Origin of the sequence: Corynebacterium guangdongense (genome assembly GCF_030408915.1) — a bacterium.
GTDB classification, from domain to species: domain Bacteria; phylum Actinomycetota; class Actinomycetes; order Mycobacteriales; family Mycobacteriaceae; genus Corynebacterium; species Corynebacterium guangdongense.
This window is the reverse complement of sequence record NZ_CP047654.1, coordinates 1,559,590-1,575,251: the sequence shown is the minus strand read 5'-3', so window position 1 is coordinate 1,575,251 and position 15,662 is coordinate 1,559,590. Positions and strand designations below refer to the sequence as shown.

The window sequence follows — 15,662 nt, the reverse complement described above, 5'->3', positions numbered from 1 at the left end:
ACCCCTTTTGACCAGGGGATATGACAAGGTGTCCAGTCTGGTTTATCATCCGTCGCAATACAGGCACACGGTCCAGATTTCGCTGGGCGGGTGATGTCGCGTAGGAGAATGTCACGCAGGCACTACCACTAGGAAGACTGGGGATCCCATGGCCACTGATTACGATGCGCCGCGCCGCGGTGCGGAAGCCGAACTCGAGACTGATTCCCTCGACGCGCTGAAGGCCGCTGACTCCAACAGCAACGGCATGGATGACGACGGCGAGATCATCGAGGCTTTCGAGCCTCCGTCCGTCGACATCTCCGGCGAGGAGCTCAACGTCGAGGTCGTCCCGCGCCGCGAGGGGGAGTTCACCTGCGGCGAGTGCTTCATCGTCCAGGACCGCAAGCACCTCGCCTACACCGAGAACGGTGTGGACATCTGCCGCGACTGCGCCTAGCGCGTTTTGACGCGACCACCGGGACAGCGCCACGCCGACGCCCCCACGGAGAACGTTCTCCGTGGGGGCGTCGGCGTCATCGGCGGGCGATCGACCGGGCTGGCTACGTCCGCGGCATGTGCTTGAGGGCCGCGTCGGCCTGATCGGGCAGGAAGGCCTGCAGCAGTGCCTCCGGGTTGCGCGAGGACAACAGCCAGTAGGGGGTGGGGTCGTTCGGATCGTCCAGAACCAGCATCACCATTTCCGGCACCCAGCCGTGGGAGATGACGAAGGCCGCCGGGTCGAGCTGCCGGCCCATCGCGTTGCGCTTGGCGGTGGCCGGCACGGCCAAGGAGCGGGAGACGACGTCGGCGGGCAGGTTGGCCTCGCCGGCCACCAGCCAGCGGGTGCCGTCGGAGTCGAGCTCGACCCGCAGGACGGTCCTGGACCAGTGGGTCAGCAGCCACGCGGCGAGGGCGCCGAAGACGAGGGCGGAGCCGACCAGCCACCACCCGTTGCGGTTGTTGGCCAACTGGACGGAAATCAGTGCGACGACACCGGCGGCCAGCAGCCACCAGTACCAGGGCACCCACTGGCGTTCGCGGTAGATGACCTCAGTCGCGGTCTCTGTCACACCGCCGTCATGAGAAGCCGGGGCGGACTCGGGGCGGGACGGGGAGCTCGATGATTCAGTCACGGCACTTCAGTCTAATGGATGACGGGGACGACACGATGTCGATGCCTCCCGACTGCCCCGGGTGACACCCGGGTGCGTAGGCTGGTCCGGGTGACTGAGACTCTCAAGATCAAGCGACTCGACCCCGACGTGCCCCTCCCGGTGCGTGCCCACCCCGATGACGCCGGCATCGACCTCCACGCGGCGGAGGACGTCACCCTCGCCCCCGGACAGCGTGCCCTCGTCTCCACGGGCGTCGCGATGGCCCTGCCCGTCGGCACCGTCGGTCTCGTGCACCCACGCTCGGGGCTGGCGGCCAAGAACGGATTGAGCATCGTCAACGCCCCGGGCACCATCGACGCCGGGTACCGTGGAGAAATTAAGGTCAATCTCATCAACCTTGATCCGGCCGAGCCCATCGAGATCACCCGTGGCATGCGCATCGCCCAGCTGCTGGTCCAGGAGGTGCTCCTGCCTCAGGTCGAGGAAGTCACCGACCTGGACGAGACTGAGCGGGGCATGGGCGGGCACGGCTCGACCGGCACCAACTGAGAGACACTTCGGAGGAGAGAACATGGCACTGTGGCCATTCGGAAAGAAGAAGGACGAACCCGTCGTCGAGGACGGATCCGTCAACGCCGCCCCAGCGCAGCAGGACACTCCCGTCGATGACGCGGTCCAGGAGCAGGCCACGACCGAGGGGGAGGGCATCCGGGCCGTCGTCGAGCATGACGCCGTCGACGGCACCGCCGGTCCCTTCGACGGCGACAACGTCGCCATCGAGGACTTCGACTTCACCGACTACTCCACGGGCATCCTCAACCTCGGCTCGATGAGGCTGCCCCTGCCGAAGGGCTCCCAGGTTCAGGTGGAGATGGGCGAGCAGGGCCCGAAGATGATCCACATCGTCACCACCGCCGGCCGCATCACCCCGGTCGCCTTCGCCGCGCCGAAGGCCTCCGGCCAGTGGGAGCAGGCCTCCGCCGAAGTTCTCGAGGGGATGCGCTCCCAGGGAATGGCGGACGTCCATTACGAGCAGGGGCCGTGGGGTCGCGAGATCGTCGGCTCCGGCCCGCAGGCGGCCATCCGCATCGTCGGGATCGAGGGGCCGCGGTGGATGCTGCGCTTCACCCTGACCGCCCCGCTGGACAAGACCGAGGAACTGGCCTCGATCGGCCGGGAACTGGCCGCCCGCACCTTCGTCTATCGTGGCCAGGATCCGATTCTGGCGGGCAACTCGCTGCCGGTGTCGATCCCCCCGCAGCTGGTGCAGCAGGTGCAGGAGGAGATGAAGCGTCGTCAGGAGCAGGCCCAGGCGAACCAGCAGGCCGTCGCCACCGCACAGAACTCCGAGTCCGCGGCCGAAGCGCGCGCGGCGATGGACGCCTTCCGCGAAGCGATCAACAAGCAGCTCAAGAACAACCCCGCCGACGGCCCCACCGACACCGGCGCAGACACGGAGCAGAAGTAACCCGGCGATGACCTCCACATCCGAAAGTACCGGCACGGAACCCACCCTGCTGGAGCAGATGGGCGGCGTCACCGGGCTGATCGCCTCGACCCTGCCCGTTCTCGTCCTGGTTCCCGTCAACAACTACCTGGGGCTGGGCTGGGCCCTGGGAGCAGCCCTCGGCGTCGCCTTCCTGATCTTCCTGTGGCGCGCTTTCCGCCGGGAGTCGCTGCAGCCGGCGGTCAACGCCCTGGTCGGCGTGCTCTTCGGTGCGGCGATCGCCTGGTTCGTCGGCGACGCCAAGGGCTATTTCCTCTACGGCATCTGGGCCTCGCTGGTGCTGGCGGTGGTGGCGATCGGGTCGGTGCTGGTGCGCTGGCCGATCGTTGGGGTGATCTGGAAGGGCCTCAACGGCGAGGACATGGTCTGGCGTCGGGTGGTCAAGGCCCGTCGCTCCTTCGCCTGGGCGACGCTGGGGTGGGCCACCGTCTTCATCTCCCGCTTCTTGGTCCAGAACGCCTTCTACAACTCCGACGCGACCAATGCGCTGGCCGTTGCCCGTATCCTCATGGGGTGGCCGCTGACCGGTGTCGTACTGCTGTTGACCGTCTGGATGGTCCGCCGCGCCAACGCCGCGGTCGAGGAGGCGGAGACGGCAGGTCTCGTGCCGACCACTCTGGTGGTCGGGGACGACGCCGACCACCCCGCAGCAGCACAAACTGAAGCAGAATCAGAAGCAGAAACAAAGGAAACACCGCATGAGCGACACCACCCTTGAGGTCGGCCAAACCCCGACCCTGACGATCACCCGGATGGCCCACGGCGGTGAGGGCATCGCCACCGGCCCTGACGGCCGCGTGGTCTTCGTCCGCGGCGCCTACCCCGGCGACGTCGTCGAGGCGACCGTCACCGAGGTCAAGAAGCGATTCGGCCGCGCCGATGCCACCCGCATCGTCACCGCCGGGGAGTACCACGGTGAGCAGTCCTGCCCGGCCGCCGCGCGGGGCGCCGGCTGCTGCGACTTCGGCGACATCGACTACGGCCGCGAGGTTGAGCTCAAGCACGACATCCTGCTGGGCCAGCTCCGCCGGGTCATCGACGTCGAGAAGCTTCCCGACGCCCGCCTCATCGACCTGACCCCGCACCGCGGTTGGCGCACACGTGTGCGTCTCGGCGTCGACGGTCAGGGTCGCGCCGGCACCCGCATGCTCGGTTCCCATGAGCTGGTCACCGACGTCGCGTGCACCCAGGTCGCGCCCGCGCTCGCGGCCGGCGTCGTCGGGGAGGGGGCACGCACCTTCACCCCGGGCGCGGAGGTCATCGCCGTGCTGGATTCCGAGGGCAACCGCCACATCGTGGAGACCCGCAAGGCCCCGCGCGGCGAGCGCGTCGAGGACTACACCGAGGTCATCGAGGGTGACGGGGAGGTCGTGGAACGGGCCGACGGCGTCGAGTTCCGCTTCCCGCCGACCGCCTTCTGGCAGGCGCACACCGCCGCCCCGGACCTCTACACCGGCCTGGTTCGCGAATGGGTGTCCGCGGTGGAGACCCGGCGCCCGGTGGCGTGGGACCTCTACGGCGGCGTCGGTCTCTTTGTTCCGGCGCTGGGCGACAGCCTGGGGGAGAAGAGCCAGATCGTCTCCGTCGACTACTCCGCGGCCGCCACCGCCTCGGAGCAGGCCGGGCTGAAGGGCTACGACGTCGTGCGCGTCAACAAGCGCGTCGACCAGGCGGTCGGCAACCTGCCGGCCCCGGACGTCATCGTCCTGGATCCGCCGCGCACCGGCGCGGGCAAGAAGGTCATTGAGCTCAGCGCCCGCGCGCAGCCCGTCACGGTCATTCACGTCGGCTGCGATCCGGCGACTTTCAGCCGGGACGTCGCCGCCTGGGATGAGGCCGGGTACGGGATCACCGATCTCGCGGTCATCAACGCCTTCCCCGGTACGCACCACTTTGAGGTCATGGCGCGCCTGAACAAGAAGATTGCCGACAACTAACCGACCACGGGTACGGTGGACAGAAATCAACGGCCCCGGCCGCACGTGATTTCCACCCCGACATGGGGCGGACGGGATCGAGGCGGCCGTCGACAGGTCGCCTGGCAAGGTGAAGGAAGTGAGATAGCCACCGATGGGAATTCTCAGTGGTGTGTCCGGACCGGCGGACCTGAAGGCGCTGCCGGAGGACGCCCTCGGCGAGCTGGCCGAGGAAATTCGTGAACTGCTGGTCCAGAAGGTGTCCGCCACCGGTGGCCATCTCGGTCCCAACCTCGGCGTCGTCGAACTGACGATCATGCTCCACCGCGTGTTCAATTCGCCGGAGGAGCCGGTCATCTTCGACACCTCCCACCAGTCCTACGTGCACAAGATGCTCACCGGACGGGCCGACGCCTTCGACTCCCTGCGGCAGAAGGGCGGTCTGTCGGGATACACCGACCGCGCCGAATCCGAGCATGACTGGACCGAGTCCTCCCACGCGTCGGCGGCCCTGTCCTACGCCGACGGTCTGTCCAAGGCCTTCGAGCTCTCGGGCACGCCCGAGCGCAACGTCGTCGCCGTCGTCGGCGACGGCGCCCTGACCGGCGGCATGTGCTGGGAGGCGCTCAACAACATCGCCGAGGGCGACCGCAACGTGGTCGTCGTCGTCAACGACAACGGACGCTCCTATTCGCCGACCATCGGCGGCTTCGCCCAGAACCTCTCCGCCATCCGCGCGCATCACGGCTACGACGAGCTCATGGAGCACTCGAAGAAGCGCCTGCGCCAGATGGGCTGGATCGGGGACCGGGCCTACGAGGCGCTGGCCGCCTTCAAGGAGGGCGTCAAGTCCCAGGTGCTGCCGACGGAGCTCTTCTCCGACCTCGGCATGAAGTACGTCGGCCCGGTCAACGGCCACAACACCCGCGCGCTGGAGCACGCGCTGAGCTACGCCCGCGAGTACGAGGGCCCGATGCTGGTGCATGTCGTCACGGAGAAGGGCCACGGCTTCGCTCCGGCGGTCAATGACGTCCGCGATCAGATGCACTCGACCGGCGTCATCGATCCCGTCACCGGTGCGCCGACCTCGACGTCAGCCCCGGGCTGGACCAGCGTCTTCTCCCGCGAGCTTCTCGACGCCGCCGCGGAGCGCGAGGACATCGTCGCCATCACCGCAGCGATGGCCGGCCCGACCGGACTACAGGCCTTCGCCGACGAGTACCCCGAGCGCTTCTACGACGTCGGGATCGCCGAGGCGCATGCCGTGACCTCCGCGGCCGGGCTGGCGCTGGGCGGCTACCACCCGGTGGTCGCCATCTACTCGACCTTCCTCAACCGCGCCTTCGACCAGCTGCTGATGGATGTGGCGCTGCTGAAGTTGCCGGTCACGCTGGTCCTTGACCGTGCGGGCGTCACCGGCACCGACGGCGCCTCCCACAACGGCGTCTGGGACATGTCCCTGGCCTCGGTCATCCCGGGCATCCGCATCTCGGCGCCGCGCGACGGGGTGGAGCTGACGGCCCAGTTCCGGGAAGCCCTGTCGGTCGACGACGGGCCAACCCTCGTCCGCTTCCCGAAGGGCGGTCTGCCCGAGCCGATCGAGGCGCAGACCCGGATGAGTGATGGCGTCGACGTGCTCCGCTACTCCGATTCCGATGACGAGCAGGAGGGGGTCAGCGTCCTCATCGTCGCCATCGGCGCCATGGCCGAGACCGCCCTGGCCGCGGCGGGGCGGCTGGCGGCGGAGGGCGTCGGCGTCACCGTCGCCGACCCGCGCTGGGTCGTCCCCGTCCCGCAGTCCCTCGTCGCCCTGGCGGATGACCACGACCTGGTCGTCACGCTCGAGGACGGCATGCTCGTCGGCGGCGTGGGCAGTCTCGTCGCGCTGGCCTGTTCCGCGGCGGAGGTCGACACCCCGCAGCGTCAGCTGGCCTTCCCGCAGGTCTTCCCGAAGCACGCCTCCCGCGGCCAGGTCCTGGCCGAGGCCGGCCTCGACGTCGACGGCGTCGCCGGGTCGGTCCTTGGCTGGCTGGAGACGCTATTCGGGGAAGAGGACTAAAAGAGGCTAGGCGCCCAGCCGCCAGATGATCGGCGCGGTGGCGGCGATCTGCCACTCGCGGGCTCCGCGGTCGGCGAGATAGTGGCCGACCGCGTCGATGCTGCTCAACGCCGCCTCTTCGGTGAGCATCCACACCGCGTCACGCAGCAGCGCGGGCTTGAGCACGTTCTCGAGCGGAATGTCGATGTCCATGGCCAGCTCCGCGACCTCCGCGCGCACCAGCTGGTAGGCGTCCCAGCTCTCCGGATAGTTTGACTGCCATGTGCTCTTGTGCGGGGCGATCTCGGCCCGCTCGGAACGTCGCGGCCAGGTCGCGGGGTCGGAGTTGCGGGCGTCGACAAGCTCGCTGAACCAGAAGCCGGCGGCCCGGCGCGGAACGCCGCGGACCCGCGCCAGGTCCGACGCGGTGGGCGGCAGGGCGCGCGCGATCTCGACCAGCACCTTGTTGGGCAGGATGCGTCCGACGGCGGTGTCGCTCTCGCGGGCGCGGGCGTCTCGTACCCGGAAGAGATGCTTCGCGACGGCCAGCTGCTCCGGCCGGCGAAGAATCCCCACGCCCTTGAGGTCGCGCCAGTGCTGGGGGCCGGGGGGCTGGCGGTGGGTCTCGACGAGGTGCTCGAACTCCTCGTGCGCGATGCCTAGCTTGTTCTGGGAGTCGAGGATCTCGGCCATTGCTTCGGCGAGCTCCAACAGCAGCTCGACGTCGAGGGCGGCGTAGGCGAGCCAGGGGGTGGGCAGAGGGCGGGTGGACCAGTCCTCGGCGCCGTGGCCTTTGGCCAGTTCGTAGCCGAAGACCTCCTCAATCATGGCCGCCAAATTAACCTTCTCGACCCCGGCCAGGCGACCCGCCAGCTCCGTGTCGAAGAGTCCCGCCGGGTGCAGGCCGAGCATCGCCAGGGAGGGCAGGTCACTGGCGGCGGCGTGCAGCACCCAGGTCTCGGGGTTGAGGACGGGGGCCAGGACCTCGGTGATCAGCTCGCGGTGGCCCTCGGGGTCGATCAACACGGTGCCTGAGCGGGCGCGCCGGATCTGCAGCAGGAAGGCGCGGTCGTCGTAGCGGAAGCCGGAGGCGCGCTCGGTGTCGACGGCGACGGGCCCCAGGCCACGGGCCAGGCGGTCGGCGGCAAAACGGATGGCGTCGGGGGTGTCCGCGAGTTCAGGCAGGCCCCCGCGCGGTGAGTTGAGCCTAACCACCGATGGAGGTCACGCCCTCCGGCGGCAGGCCGGCGACATTGGCCAGGACGGCTGCGAAAGCCTCGACATGGGAGGTGAGGTCCGTGCCCTCGGCGGTCCAGGACGCGCGCATCTCCAGCTGGTAGGAACGCGGTGGGCCACCGATCTCGCCGAAACGCACGCTGGCCGTCGCCGTGACGGTGCCGCCGAGGTTGGTGTAACCGTCGGCCTCGTCTAGGCCCTCGGTCAGCCACTGCCAGGCCACGTCCGGCAGCAGCGGATCATTGGCCACCTCGTCGTCCATGTCCGCCTGGATGTAGGCCACCAGACGCATGGAGCCGTCCCAGGCGTCCTCGGCGCCGGGGTCGTGCAGCAGAATGAGCCGGCCGAAAGCGTCGCCGGCGGCGTCGACCGGCACGCTCTCGAGATCCTCGGTGTCGTTGTCCCCGCGGTCGACCTCCAGGCCGATGGCATGGCTGAACGGCGCCAGCTTCTGCGGGGAACGGATGGTCCCGAGAGTCAACTCGCCGCGGAGACGGGCCGCGTGCATGGATTCCACCGCGGCAGTGAACTCGGGTGGTGTCGTGTTGCCCTGCGAGGTTGCGTCGATTTCAGCGTCGACGGGGGTGGGGCGGGAATCGGAGTTGATCACGGAATCCAAGCTAACGATCAGCGCGCGTGCAGCGTGGTTGCCACGCCGTGCCCCCGACTGATGGCCATCGGGGATAGATCCAACTTATGATGGACTTCGTCACTGATCGTCAAAGAAGGGAACCGCAGTGTCGGACAACACCGAGATCGATTACGAGAAGCTGAACAAGGTCCAGCGCTACCTCCAGTACGCCGTCTTCCAGTCCGTGCCCGGCGCACTGGCCAACGACCGCACCGACGTCGTCGAGGAGGCGCGCGCCTACTTCCAGAAGCTCGCCGACGCCGGCCTCGTCGAAGTCCGCGGCATCTACAACGTCTCCGGCTCCCGCGCCGACGCCGATTTCATGATCTGGTGGCACGCCGAGGAGTTCGACCAGATCCAGGACGCGCTCAACGGCTTCCGCCGCACCACCTTCGGTCAGTCCCTGGAGATCTCCTGGCTGGGCAACGGCGTGCACCGCCCGTCCGAGTTCAACAAGCGTCACCTGCCGTCCTTCATCATGGGCGAGGAGGCGAAGGACTGGATCACGGTCTACCCCTTCGTCCGTTCCTACGAGTGGTACATCCTCGACCCGGAGGAGCGCTCCACGATGCTGCGCGACCACGGCATGGCCGCCGCCGAGTTCGCCGACATCCGTGCCAACACCGTCGCAGCCTTCGCGCTCGGCGACTACGAGTGGATGCTGTCCTTCGAGGCCGACGAACTCGGACGCATCGTCGACCTGATGCACAAGATGCGCTACACCGAGGCCCGCCTGCACGTGCGCGAGGAGACCCCGTTCATCTCCGGCCGCCGCGTCGCCGACGTCGGTGACGCCATCAACGCCCTCCCGTAACAGACGGACCCGGGGTACCCGGAAAGCGGGGCGCCCGCACCCCCGGGGGAGGGTGCGGGCGCCCACGGGTCGGCCGGGGGTGTTACTCGGCCGGCTTGAGGGTCATGCTGAGTGAGTTGATGCAGTAGCGAAGATCGGTGGGGGTGTTGTAGCCCTCGCCTTCGAAGACGTGGCCCAGGTGGGAGTCGCAGTTGGCGCACAGCACTTCGCGGCGCACCATGCCGTGGGAGGTGTCGACCTTCTCGTAGACGGCGTCGGTCGCGGCCGGGTCGAAGAAGGACGGCCAGCCGCAGTGCGACTCGAATTTCTCGGTGGAGCGGAAGATCTCCGCCCCGCAGGCGCGGCAGGCGTAGACCCCCTCGGTGGTGGTGTCGGTGTACTCGCCGACGTGCGGCGGTTCGGTGCCGGCCTGGCGAAGGACGAAGTACTCCTCCGGGCTCAGTCGCTGACGCCACTCCTGATCGGGGAGGTTCTTGAAGTCGATCTCAGACATGTGTCTCTCCATTCCCATTTGCTGCCACTGGTTCCTGTGCTGCAACCGTAGCGGACGTTAAAATATTCCGGTCGCGGCGCAGGTAGACGACTGCGGTGACGGCGATGACGACGACGAGCATCGACCAGCCGGCGGTCGCGGTGAAGTAGCTGGCCCACCGGCCCGCATCGGGGGCGTGGACAGAGTGCCAGTCACCGGGCCAGAGGAAGAGGAACGCCGCCAGCCAGGCCGGCCACACGTGGAAGACGGAGAGGCGGGTGGCGACGGTGAGGATCATCGGGAAGAGCATCATCGAGTAATACTGCTGGCCCAGCGAACTCATGACGAACACGCCCGTCAGCAGCAGTCCGGTGGTGGTCGTGGCCCAGAAGAGGGGCGCGGAGTCCCGGTAGAAGAACAGCGCCGCCAGCCCGACGGCGACGAAGACCCCGAGCGTCAGCCACAGTACGGCCTCCAGCCAGCCGGGCATGTCGAAGTAGACGGCGAAGCCGGCCAGCGAGGAGTTGGCGTAGTCGCGGGTCTCACCGAGGTAGGGCACCACGCGGGTGAGGTAGTCGCCGGCTCCGGGCACCAGCGGCCAGGCGATGACGTTGGCCAGTACCGGTACGGCGACGCCGCCGAGGATGGTGCGCCAGTCGAATTTCATCAGCGGCAACAGCAGCAGGGGTGCGAACATGGGCTTGACGACGATCGCGAGCCCCAGCACGAGCCCCGCCCACCAGCGGTGTCCGCGCAGCAGAAGCCAGAGGAACCCGGACAGCGCCAGCAGGAGGATGCCGTTGATGTTCGAGAAGATGAGGGTGTTGCGCACGCTCTCGGTGAGAAAGGCTACGGTGACGGCCCCGGGGAACAGCCAGGAGGTGAGCCGGTGGCCGACCAGCCGCACGAGAACGGCCAGCGCGGCGATGATGGCCGCGGCGTTGAGCACGATGAAGACCGCCCGGGAGAGCTCACGGTCGCCTGACAACCCCATCGGCGCGAGCAGCAGGGTCGCCCCCGGGTTGTAGAGGTAATGCGGGTCGACGGTCGCGTAGTTCTCGTTGTAGACGGGCACCCCGCCGAGCATGCGCCGGATGGCGGAGTAGACGGTGGTGAAGTCGTCGGTGACCGAACCGTTGAAGGCGAGGACGAGGACACTGTGCAGGACCACCATGACCGCGATCGGCCACAGCGCGACGGTGGCGATGCGGGCGGCGTCGGGCCGAAGGTGCTGCGGGGGCGTGGCGACAAGCTGGCTCAAGACGTTGGACACGCTGACCAACGCTAGCCGACGCCCGCCGGGGACCGGCCTCAAGCGCGCCGGTAGCGCAGGAAGAGGCAGCCGTCGTCGGTGCCGCGCACGCTTTCGAGGATGAGCCGGTGGCGGGCCGCCGCCGCGTCGGTGTTCGCCAGGACGGGGGTTTCAACGGGGACGACGACGCTGGGGTCCACGGTGACGTGCCAGACGTCGATGAGTCCGGCGCTGAGGAACGCTTCATAGAGGCTCGGGCCGCCCTCGAGGCTGACGTCTTCGAGACCGATCGTGCGCAGCGCCTCGAGCATCGCGGCGGGGGAGCCGTCACCTGAACTGAGCAGCCGCGCTCCGGCGTCGGCAAGTTCTTCACGTCTGCTCGCCAGCGCCGGGTCGTCGACGCACGTCTGCGGAGTGAGGACGATGGGGCCGGCTCCGCTGAAGAAACGCGTCGACGTGTCGAAGTCGAGACTGCGGGAGACGACCGCGATGGGAGTTCCGGTGTGGGCCGGTCCGTAGTCCTCCGCCCGGACGGTGCCGGCGCTGACGATGATGACGTCGACGACCTCGCGCACGCGCAGGAGTAGCTCGGTGTCGGTTCGGTTGCCGAGCCCCCCAGAGGTTCCTTCCGGGGTGGCCGCGGAGCCGTTGAGCGTGGTGGCCAGGATGGCGCGGACCGTCCCGGGCTCGAGCGGTCCGATCAGCTCGTCCACGTCGATGCGCTCGGTCATGTGATGCTCCTGTTCGGTCGGCGGGGCACGGCCCCACCGGCAGGACCGCGGCGGGTGCGGGAGTTCGGTGAACGCCGTCGAAAAGCTCCGGGCGGGCACCTGCCGGGGCAAAGAAAAACAGGCCCGCTCATTACTGGCGGGCCTGAAGTGGTGGTCCTAGCTGGGATTGAACCAGCGACCTTTCCGGTGTGAACGGAACGCTCTCCCACTGAGCTATAGGACCTTGCTCGGACAAAGTTAGCACGGGCGCATCCGGCATTCCTAATCGCGCTCATCCCTCCCGCGGTATAAAAGAGGTATCCGCCGCCGCGGTCCTTTTAGTCCCCCGATTCAGGTCCGCGACCAGCCGAATGACATCGTTGTCATTCGTCACCGGGTGGTGAGATCTCCCCAAAACCACCGTTTAGCTGGCGATTTGTATGTGGCTCGGCGATCAGGATAAAGTTTTGTCTCGCTGGCCACGGCAACGGGGCAAAGCAGAAACAACAGAATAAAGAATGCGGATGTAGCGCAGTTGGTAGCGCATCACCTTGCCAAGGTGAGGGTCGCGAGTTCGAGTCTCGTCATCCGCTCTCATTTCACCGGGTCACGATCTGTTAAGGTCGCGGTTGAAATGTTCCGCGCGATTAGCTCAGCGGTAGAGCACTACCTCGACACGGTAGGGGTCACAGGTTCAATCCCTGTATCGCGCACTGAGGGTTAAGCCTCAACAATGCGGATGTAGCGCAGTTGGTAGCGCATCACCTTGCCAAGGTGAGGGTCGCGAGTTCGAGTCTCGTCATCCGCTCTGGTACCTTAAACAAGTACCTCCTGAGGGGCCCGAAGGGTGCTGAACCTCAACGGTGGGATGGCCGAGTGGTTAGGCAACGGTCTGCAAAACCGTTTACACGGGTTCGATTCCCGTTCTCACCTCTCAACCACATACTTGCGCGATTAGCTCAGCGGTAGAGCACTACCTCGACACGGTAGGGGTCACAGGTTCAATCCCTGTATCGCGCACCAAGTTCCTTTCGGGGCTTACGCGGATGTAGCGCAGTTGGTAGCGCATCACCTTGCCAAGGTGAGGGTCGCGAGTTCGAGTCTCGTCATCCGCTCTCATTTCCCGCCCGGCTCACGCCGGGCGGTTTTTCGTCGTTTCCGGCGTGCGACGTTGATGCGTGGGGCGCGGCACTGTCGCCATACCGGCCGACGGGAAAGAGTCGCCCCTGGACCGTCTACCCCTGTGCGGGGTGATTCCATCCAATGGTGTGGTTCGTCTGGAACTTTCGTAGGGTGACAGGCGACTAATGCTACAGGGCCGAATGCTTCGGCCCACGTAAACTGCCGTTCATGAGGTGCTCGCGCACCCACCGCACCAACTCACTCGTCGAGGGGAAACCATCTGATGCCACTGCCACTTCGTCGCACCGTCGCCACCTTGGGCGCCCTCGGTCTCGCTGCACTGGCCACGCCGGCTGCGCTGGCGCATGACGTCGTGCTCGGCGGAAATCCCGCCGACGGTGAGACGGTGGAGCAGTTCCCGGAGGAAGTGGTTCTGGAGTTTTCCGGAATTCCGAAGGAGGGCTTCAACACCCTGGCCGTCTCCGCGGCGGACTCCGGCGAGGTCCTGTTCACCGGCGAACCCACCGTCGAGGGCCGCAACGTTTCCCTCCGGGTCCCCCAGGAGGTGGACGCGGGTCCGGGGGAGTACCGGATCGGTTTCCAGATCACCTCCTCCGACGGCCATTCCACCCGGGGCATGACGACCTTCACCGTCGCCGGCGACGCCGCGGCCACCCAGCCGCAGGACGCCCCGGCGGAGGGGACGGACGGCGCCTCCCGGCCCGAACAGGTCGACGAGACCGGAATGAGCGCAGGAGCCAAGATCGCCGTGGCCGCCGTCGCGGTCCTGGCACTTGCCGCGGCCGCCGTGGCCGCCGTCGCGAAGAGCCGCAGGCGCGACAACCTGCGTGGCACCCTCGACGAGCAGTAATCCCACCCCCATCCTGAGGAGACCTCCCATGACCATCCGCACCACCGGCATCATCGCCGCCCTCGCCACCACCGCCCTGCTGCTCGGCGCCTGCACCTCGAACGACGCGGACACGCCGGGCGAGACCACCGCCGCCGGCACGAGCGCGACCGGCGTGGCGGAAACCACTGCGGCGTCGACGGACGCCGTGGCGCCAGTCGTCACCCTGGAGGACGGCTTCGTCCGTGAGAAGGCCGCGGACTCGATGATGACCGGGGTCTTCGGCACCCTGACCAACCACACCGGCGAGGCTCTCGAGCTCGTCGGATTCCAGACGGACCTCGGTTCCGGCACCAACGAGATTCACGAGGTCGTCGACGGGGTCATGCGACCGAAGAGCGATCCCATGATCATCCCGGCCGACGGCACCTACGAGCTCGTTCCGGGGGGCGACCACCTCATGATCATGGGCGTGGAGGGCGATATTCCGGCCGGTGACGTCGTCACCCTGACGCTCGAGTTCGCCGACGGCTCCACCGTCGACGTTCCGGAGGTCCCGGTGCGCACCGTCCTCGCGGGCGAGGAGAACTATGGCGCGGACGGCGGCCTCCAGGGCCACAGCCCGGAGTCCGCGGGGGAGACGTCCGCGCAGACGGCCCGCTAGCCGGCCCCCGGAGTCACTGAGGATAGAGGACATGACTGGGTTCGCCACACACATCGCCAGGCGGAAATTTCTCGCCGGCGCCTCTGCCACGGCAGCCGCCGGGGCACTGACGGCCTGCTCCACGGCTCCGGTGCCGAGCGGGGCCTCCGGTACTCCCGCTGGCGAGGAGGGATCGGAGGGAACCGTTACGCCCGCGCTGGGGGAGGCCACCGTCGATTTTGACGGCGTTCATCAGGCGGGCGTGGTCACCCCCGCGCAGGCCCACCTCAACCTCGTCGGGTTCAATTTCGTCGAGGGCGGCGTCGACAGGGAGGGGCTCACCCGGCTCATGCGCTCCTGGACCGAGGACGCCCGCCGGCTCACCGGCGGCGCCGCGCCGGTGGGCAGCCTGGAGCCGGAAATGGTCCGGGCGCCCGCCAACCTGACGTTCACCGTGGGCTTCGGTCCGCGCGCCGTCGAGCTTGCCGGTGCCGCCCCCCTGGCCGAGATCCCCGCCTTCTCCCGCGACCAGCTCGAGGAGAAGTGGGGGCAAACGGATCTGGTCCTGCAGATCTGCGGCGACGACCCGCTGACGGTCAGCCACGCGACCCGTCACATGGTGCGCACCAGCCCCACCTACGCCACGCCCACCTGGATGCAGCAGGGTTTCCTGCACGCCTCCGGAACCCGCCGGCCGGGGGAGACCCCACGCAACCTCTTCGGCCAGCTCGACGGCACCGTCAATCCGAGGACGGCCGGGGAGCAGGACGAACAGGTCTGGCGCGAGGACGGTTCCACGGTCATGGTCGTGCGCCGTATCAGGATGGACATGGACGAATGGGAAATGCTCGACCGCACCTCCCGTGAGGAGTCGATGGGTCGGACCCTCGACACGGGTGCGCCGCTCAGCGGCGGGGGAGAATTCGACGCCCCCGACTACGGGGCGACCGACCGGTACGGGCTGCCGGTCATCGATCCGGCCAGCCACATGGCGCGGGCCCGGCCCGCCGAAGGGCATCCCGAGCAGCGCATGCTGCGCCGCGCCTACAACTACGACCTGCCGCCGGAGGCCGACGGGCTGAGCAATTCAGGTCTGGTGTTCATCTGCTTCCAGCGGGACCCGGACGAGCAGTTCACGCCGGTCCAGCAGCGGCTGGATGACCTGGACCGACTCAACACCTGGATCACCCACATCGGATCGGCCGTGTACTGGATTCCGCCCGGAACCACGGAGGACGCCTTCTGGGCGCAGCGTTTCCTGGCGGTGTAGTTCTGCGTGGCCCAAGCCCTGTGCGGCGGGGATAAGGCGCTAGGATTGGTCCGCAGCGCCCGCGCCGTCACGGCGGCAGTGGACGTGGAGATATCGACCAAGCC

Annotated in this window: 16 protein-coding genes and 7 tRNA genes; 16 read left to right on the top strand and 7 right to left on the bottom strand. The window is 67.9% G+C overall.

Annotated features, from left to right (window positions below):
* Nucleotides 1-148 precede the first annotated feature (148 nt).
* Nucleotides 149-439 carry a DUF4193 domain-containing protein gene (locus CGUA_RS07490; RefSeq protein WP_290194283.1) on the top strand — a complete coding sequence of 97 codons (291 nt, stop codon included), beginning with the start codon at nucleotides 149-151 and terminating at the stop codon, nucleotides 437-439.
* A gap of 103 nt (nucleotides 440-542) precedes the next feature.
* Here CGUA_RS07490 and CGUA_RS07485 read toward each other — a convergent pair whose 3' ends face one another.
* Nucleotides 543-1,115, bottom strand: coding sequence for a DUF3093 domain-containing protein (locus CGUA_RS07485; protein WP_374725032.1), 573 nt, complete (start codon nucleotides 1,113-1,115; stop codon nucleotides 543-545).
* A gap of 90 nt (nucleotides 1,116-1,205) precedes the next feature.
* Between CGUA_RS07485 and dut the strand changes: the two genes are divergently transcribed.
* The 5 genes from dut (at nucleotide 1,206) to dxs (ending at nucleotide 6,579) form a co-directional block, all read left to right on the top strand.
* Nucleotides 1,206-1,646, top strand: a complete 441-nt coding sequence (gene dut / locus CGUA_RS07480; protein ID WP_290194281.1) for a dUTP diphosphatase — start codon at nucleotides 1,206-1,208, stop codon at nucleotides 1,644-1,646.
* A 22-nt stretch (nucleotides 1,647-1,668) separates the two neighbouring features.
* Nucleotides 1,669-2,565, top strand: coding sequence for a DUF3710 domain-containing protein (locus tag CGUA_RS07475; protein WP_290194279.1), 897 nt, complete (start codon nucleotides 1,669-1,671; stop codon nucleotides 2,563-2,565).
* Between the two features lie 7 nt (nucleotides 2,566-2,572).
* Entirely contained in the window at nucleotides 2,573-3,322 is a 750-nt protein-coding gene (locus CGUA_RS07470) for a DUF3159 domain-containing protein (protein WP_290194276.1), read from the top strand.
* The gene (locus CGUA_RS07465) at nucleotides 3,303-4,541 is read left to right on the top strand and encodes a class I SAM-dependent RNA methyltransferase (protein ID WP_290194274.1); all 1,239 of its coding nucleotides are present in this window, start codon (nucleotides 3,303-3,305) and stop codon (nucleotides 4,539-4,541) included. The genes CGUA_RS07470 and CGUA_RS07465 overlap by 20 nt, the downstream gene beginning before the upstream one ends.
* Nucleotides 4,542-4,674: 133 nt before the next feature.
* Nucleotides 4,675-6,579, top strand: coding sequence for a 1-deoxy-D-xylulose-5-phosphate synthase (gene dxs / locus CGUA_RS07460; RefSeq protein ID WP_290194272.1), 1,905 nt, complete (start codon nucleotides 4,675-4,677; stop codon nucleotides 6,577-6,579).
* Nucleotides 6,580-6,585: 6 nt separating this feature from the next.
* Here the strand turns inward: dxs and CGUA_RS07455 are convergent, their stop codons facing one another.
* Nucleotides 6,586-7,773, bottom strand: a complete 1,188-nt coding sequence (locus CGUA_RS07455) for an HRDC domain-containing protein (RefSeq protein WP_290194270.1) — start codon at nucleotides 7,771-7,773, stop codon at nucleotides 6,586-6,588.
* A complete protein-coding gene (locus CGUA_RS07450) occupies nucleotides 7,766-8,362 on the bottom strand; it encodes a DUF3000 domain-containing protein (RefSeq protein WP_290198342.1) in 597 nt (198 codons plus the stop codon). The genes CGUA_RS07455 and CGUA_RS07450 overlap by 8 nt, the downstream gene beginning before the upstream one ends.
* Nucleotides 8,363-8,531: 169 nt before the next feature.
* Here CGUA_RS07450 and hemQ point away from each other — a divergent pair, with 169 nt between their 5' ends.
* Entirely contained in the window at nucleotides 8,532-9,239 is a 708-nt protein-coding gene (hemQ, locus tag CGUA_RS07445) for a hydrogen peroxide-dependent heme synthase (RefSeq protein ID WP_290194269.1), read from the top strand.
* Between the two features lie 82 nt (nucleotides 9,240-9,321).
* Here the strand turns inward: hemQ and msrB are convergent, their stop codons facing one another.
* The 4 genes from msrB to CGUA_RS07425 form a co-directional block, all read right to left on the bottom strand.
* Entirely contained in the window at nucleotides 9,322-9,732 is a 411-nt protein-coding gene (gene msrB, locus CGUA_RS07440; protein WP_290194267.1) for a peptide-methionine (R)-S-oxide reductase MsrB, read from the bottom strand.
* Nucleotides 9,725-10,984, bottom strand: coding sequence for a glycosyltransferase family 87 protein (locus tag CGUA_RS07435; RefSeq protein WP_290194265.1), 1,260 nt, complete (start codon nucleotides 10,982-10,984; stop codon nucleotides 9,725-9,727). The genes msrB and CGUA_RS07435 overlap by 8 nt, the downstream gene beginning before the upstream one ends.
* A gap of 38 nt (nucleotides 10,985-11,022) precedes the next feature.
* The gene (locus CGUA_RS07430; RefSeq protein ID WP_290194264.1) at nucleotides 11,023-11,694 is read right to left on the bottom strand and encodes a dihydrofolate reductase family protein; all 672 of its coding nucleotides are present in this window, start codon (nucleotides 11,692-11,694) and stop codon (nucleotides 11,023-11,025) included.
* Nucleotides 11,695-11,842: 148 nt separating this feature from the next.
* A tRNA-Val gene (locus tag CGUA_RS07425) sits at nucleotides 11,843-11,917 on the bottom strand.
* Nucleotides 11,918-12,193: 276 nt separating this feature from the next.
* Between CGUA_RS07425 and CGUA_RS07420 the strand changes: the two genes are divergently transcribed.
* From CGUA_RS07420 to CGUA_RS07380, 9 genes are all read left to right on the top strand, one after another.
* Nucleotides 12,194-12,266: transfer RNA gene (locus tag CGUA_RS07420), tRNA-Gly, on the top strand.
* 48 nt (nucleotides 12,267-12,314) lie between these two features.
* Nucleotides 12,315-12,386, top strand: a tRNA-Val gene (locus tag CGUA_RS07415).
* Between the two features lie 22 nt (nucleotides 12,387-12,408).
* Nucleotides 12,409-12,481, top strand: a tRNA-Gly gene (locus CGUA_RS07410).
* Between the two features lie 54 nt (nucleotides 12,482-12,535).
* A tRNA-Cys gene (locus tag CGUA_RS07405) sits at nucleotides 12,536-12,606 on the top strand.
* A 15-nt stretch (nucleotides 12,607-12,621) separates the two neighbouring features.
* Nucleotides 12,622-12,696 (top strand) — tRNA-Val (locus CGUA_RS07400).
* A 19-nt stretch (nucleotides 12,697-12,715) separates the two neighbouring features.
* A tRNA-Gly gene (locus CGUA_RS07395) sits at nucleotides 12,716-12,788 on the top strand.
* A gap of 290 nt (nucleotides 12,789-13,078) precedes the next feature.
* Nucleotides 13,079-13,666: a copper resistance CopC family protein gene (locus tag CGUA_RS07390; RefSeq protein ID WP_290194262.1), complete on the top strand. Its 588-nt coding sequence runs from the start codon at nucleotides 13,079-13,081 to the stop codon at nucleotides 13,664-13,666.
* Nucleotides 13,667-13,694: 28 nt separating this feature from the next.
* On the top strand, nucleotides 13,695-14,309 hold the full coding sequence (locus CGUA_RS07385) for a copper chaperone PCu(A)C (protein ID WP_290194259.1): 615 nt from the start codon (nucleotides 13,695-13,697) through the stop codon (nucleotides 14,307-14,309).
* Between the two features lie 31 nt (nucleotides 14,310-14,340).
* The gene (locus tag CGUA_RS07380) at nucleotides 14,341-15,558 is read left to right on the top strand and encodes a Dyp-type peroxidase (protein ID WP_290194257.1); all 1,218 of its coding nucleotides are present in this window, start codon (nucleotides 14,341-14,343) and stop codon (nucleotides 15,556-15,558) included.
* The last annotated feature ends 104 nt before the right edge of the window (nucleotides 15,559-15,662 follow it).

What these genes read in the sequence shown, in the direction of transcription:
- CGUA_RS07490 (WP_290194283.1), top strand. Translation starts at nt 149, where the DNA reads ATGGCCACTGATTACGATGCGCCGCGCCGCGGTGCGGAAGCCGAACTC.
- CGUA_RS07385 (WP_290194259.1), top strand. Translation starts at nt 13,695, where the DNA reads ATGACCATCCGCACCACCGGCATCATCGCCGCCCTCGCCACCACCGCC.
- CGUA_RS07430 (WP_290194264.1), bottom strand. Translation starts at nt 11,694, where the DNA reads ATGACCGAGCGCATCGACGTGGACGAGCTGATCGGACCGCTCGAGCCC.
- CGUA_RS07470 (WP_290194276.1), top strand. Translation starts at nt 2,573, where the DNA reads ATGACCTCCACATCCGAAAGTACCGGCACGGAACCCACCCTGCTGGAG.
- msrB (WP_290194267.1), bottom strand. Translation starts at nt 9,732, where the DNA reads ATGTCTGAGATCGACTTCAAGAACCTCCCCGATCAGGAGTGGCGTCAG.
- CGUA_RS07390 (WP_290194262.1), top strand. Translation starts at nt 13,079, where the DNA reads ATGCCACTGCCACTTCGTCGCACCGTCGCCACCTTGGGCGCCCTCGGT.
- dxs (WP_290194272.1), top strand. Translation starts at nt 4,675, where the DNA reads ATGGGAATTCTCAGTGGTGTGTCCGGACCGGCGGACCTGAAGGCGCTG.
- CGUA_RS07465 (WP_290194274.1), top strand. Translation starts at nt 3,303, where the DNA reads ATGAGCGACACCACCCTTGAGGTCGGCCAAACCCCGACCCTGACGATC.
- CGUA_RS07380 (WP_290194257.1), top strand. Translation starts at nt 14,341, where the DNA reads ATGACTGGGTTCGCCACACACATCGCCAGGCGGAAATTTCTCGCCGGC.
- CGUA_RS07475 (WP_290194279.1), top strand. Translation starts at nt 1,669, where the DNA reads ATGGCACTGTGGCCATTCGGAAAGAAGAAGGACGAACCCGTCGTCGAG.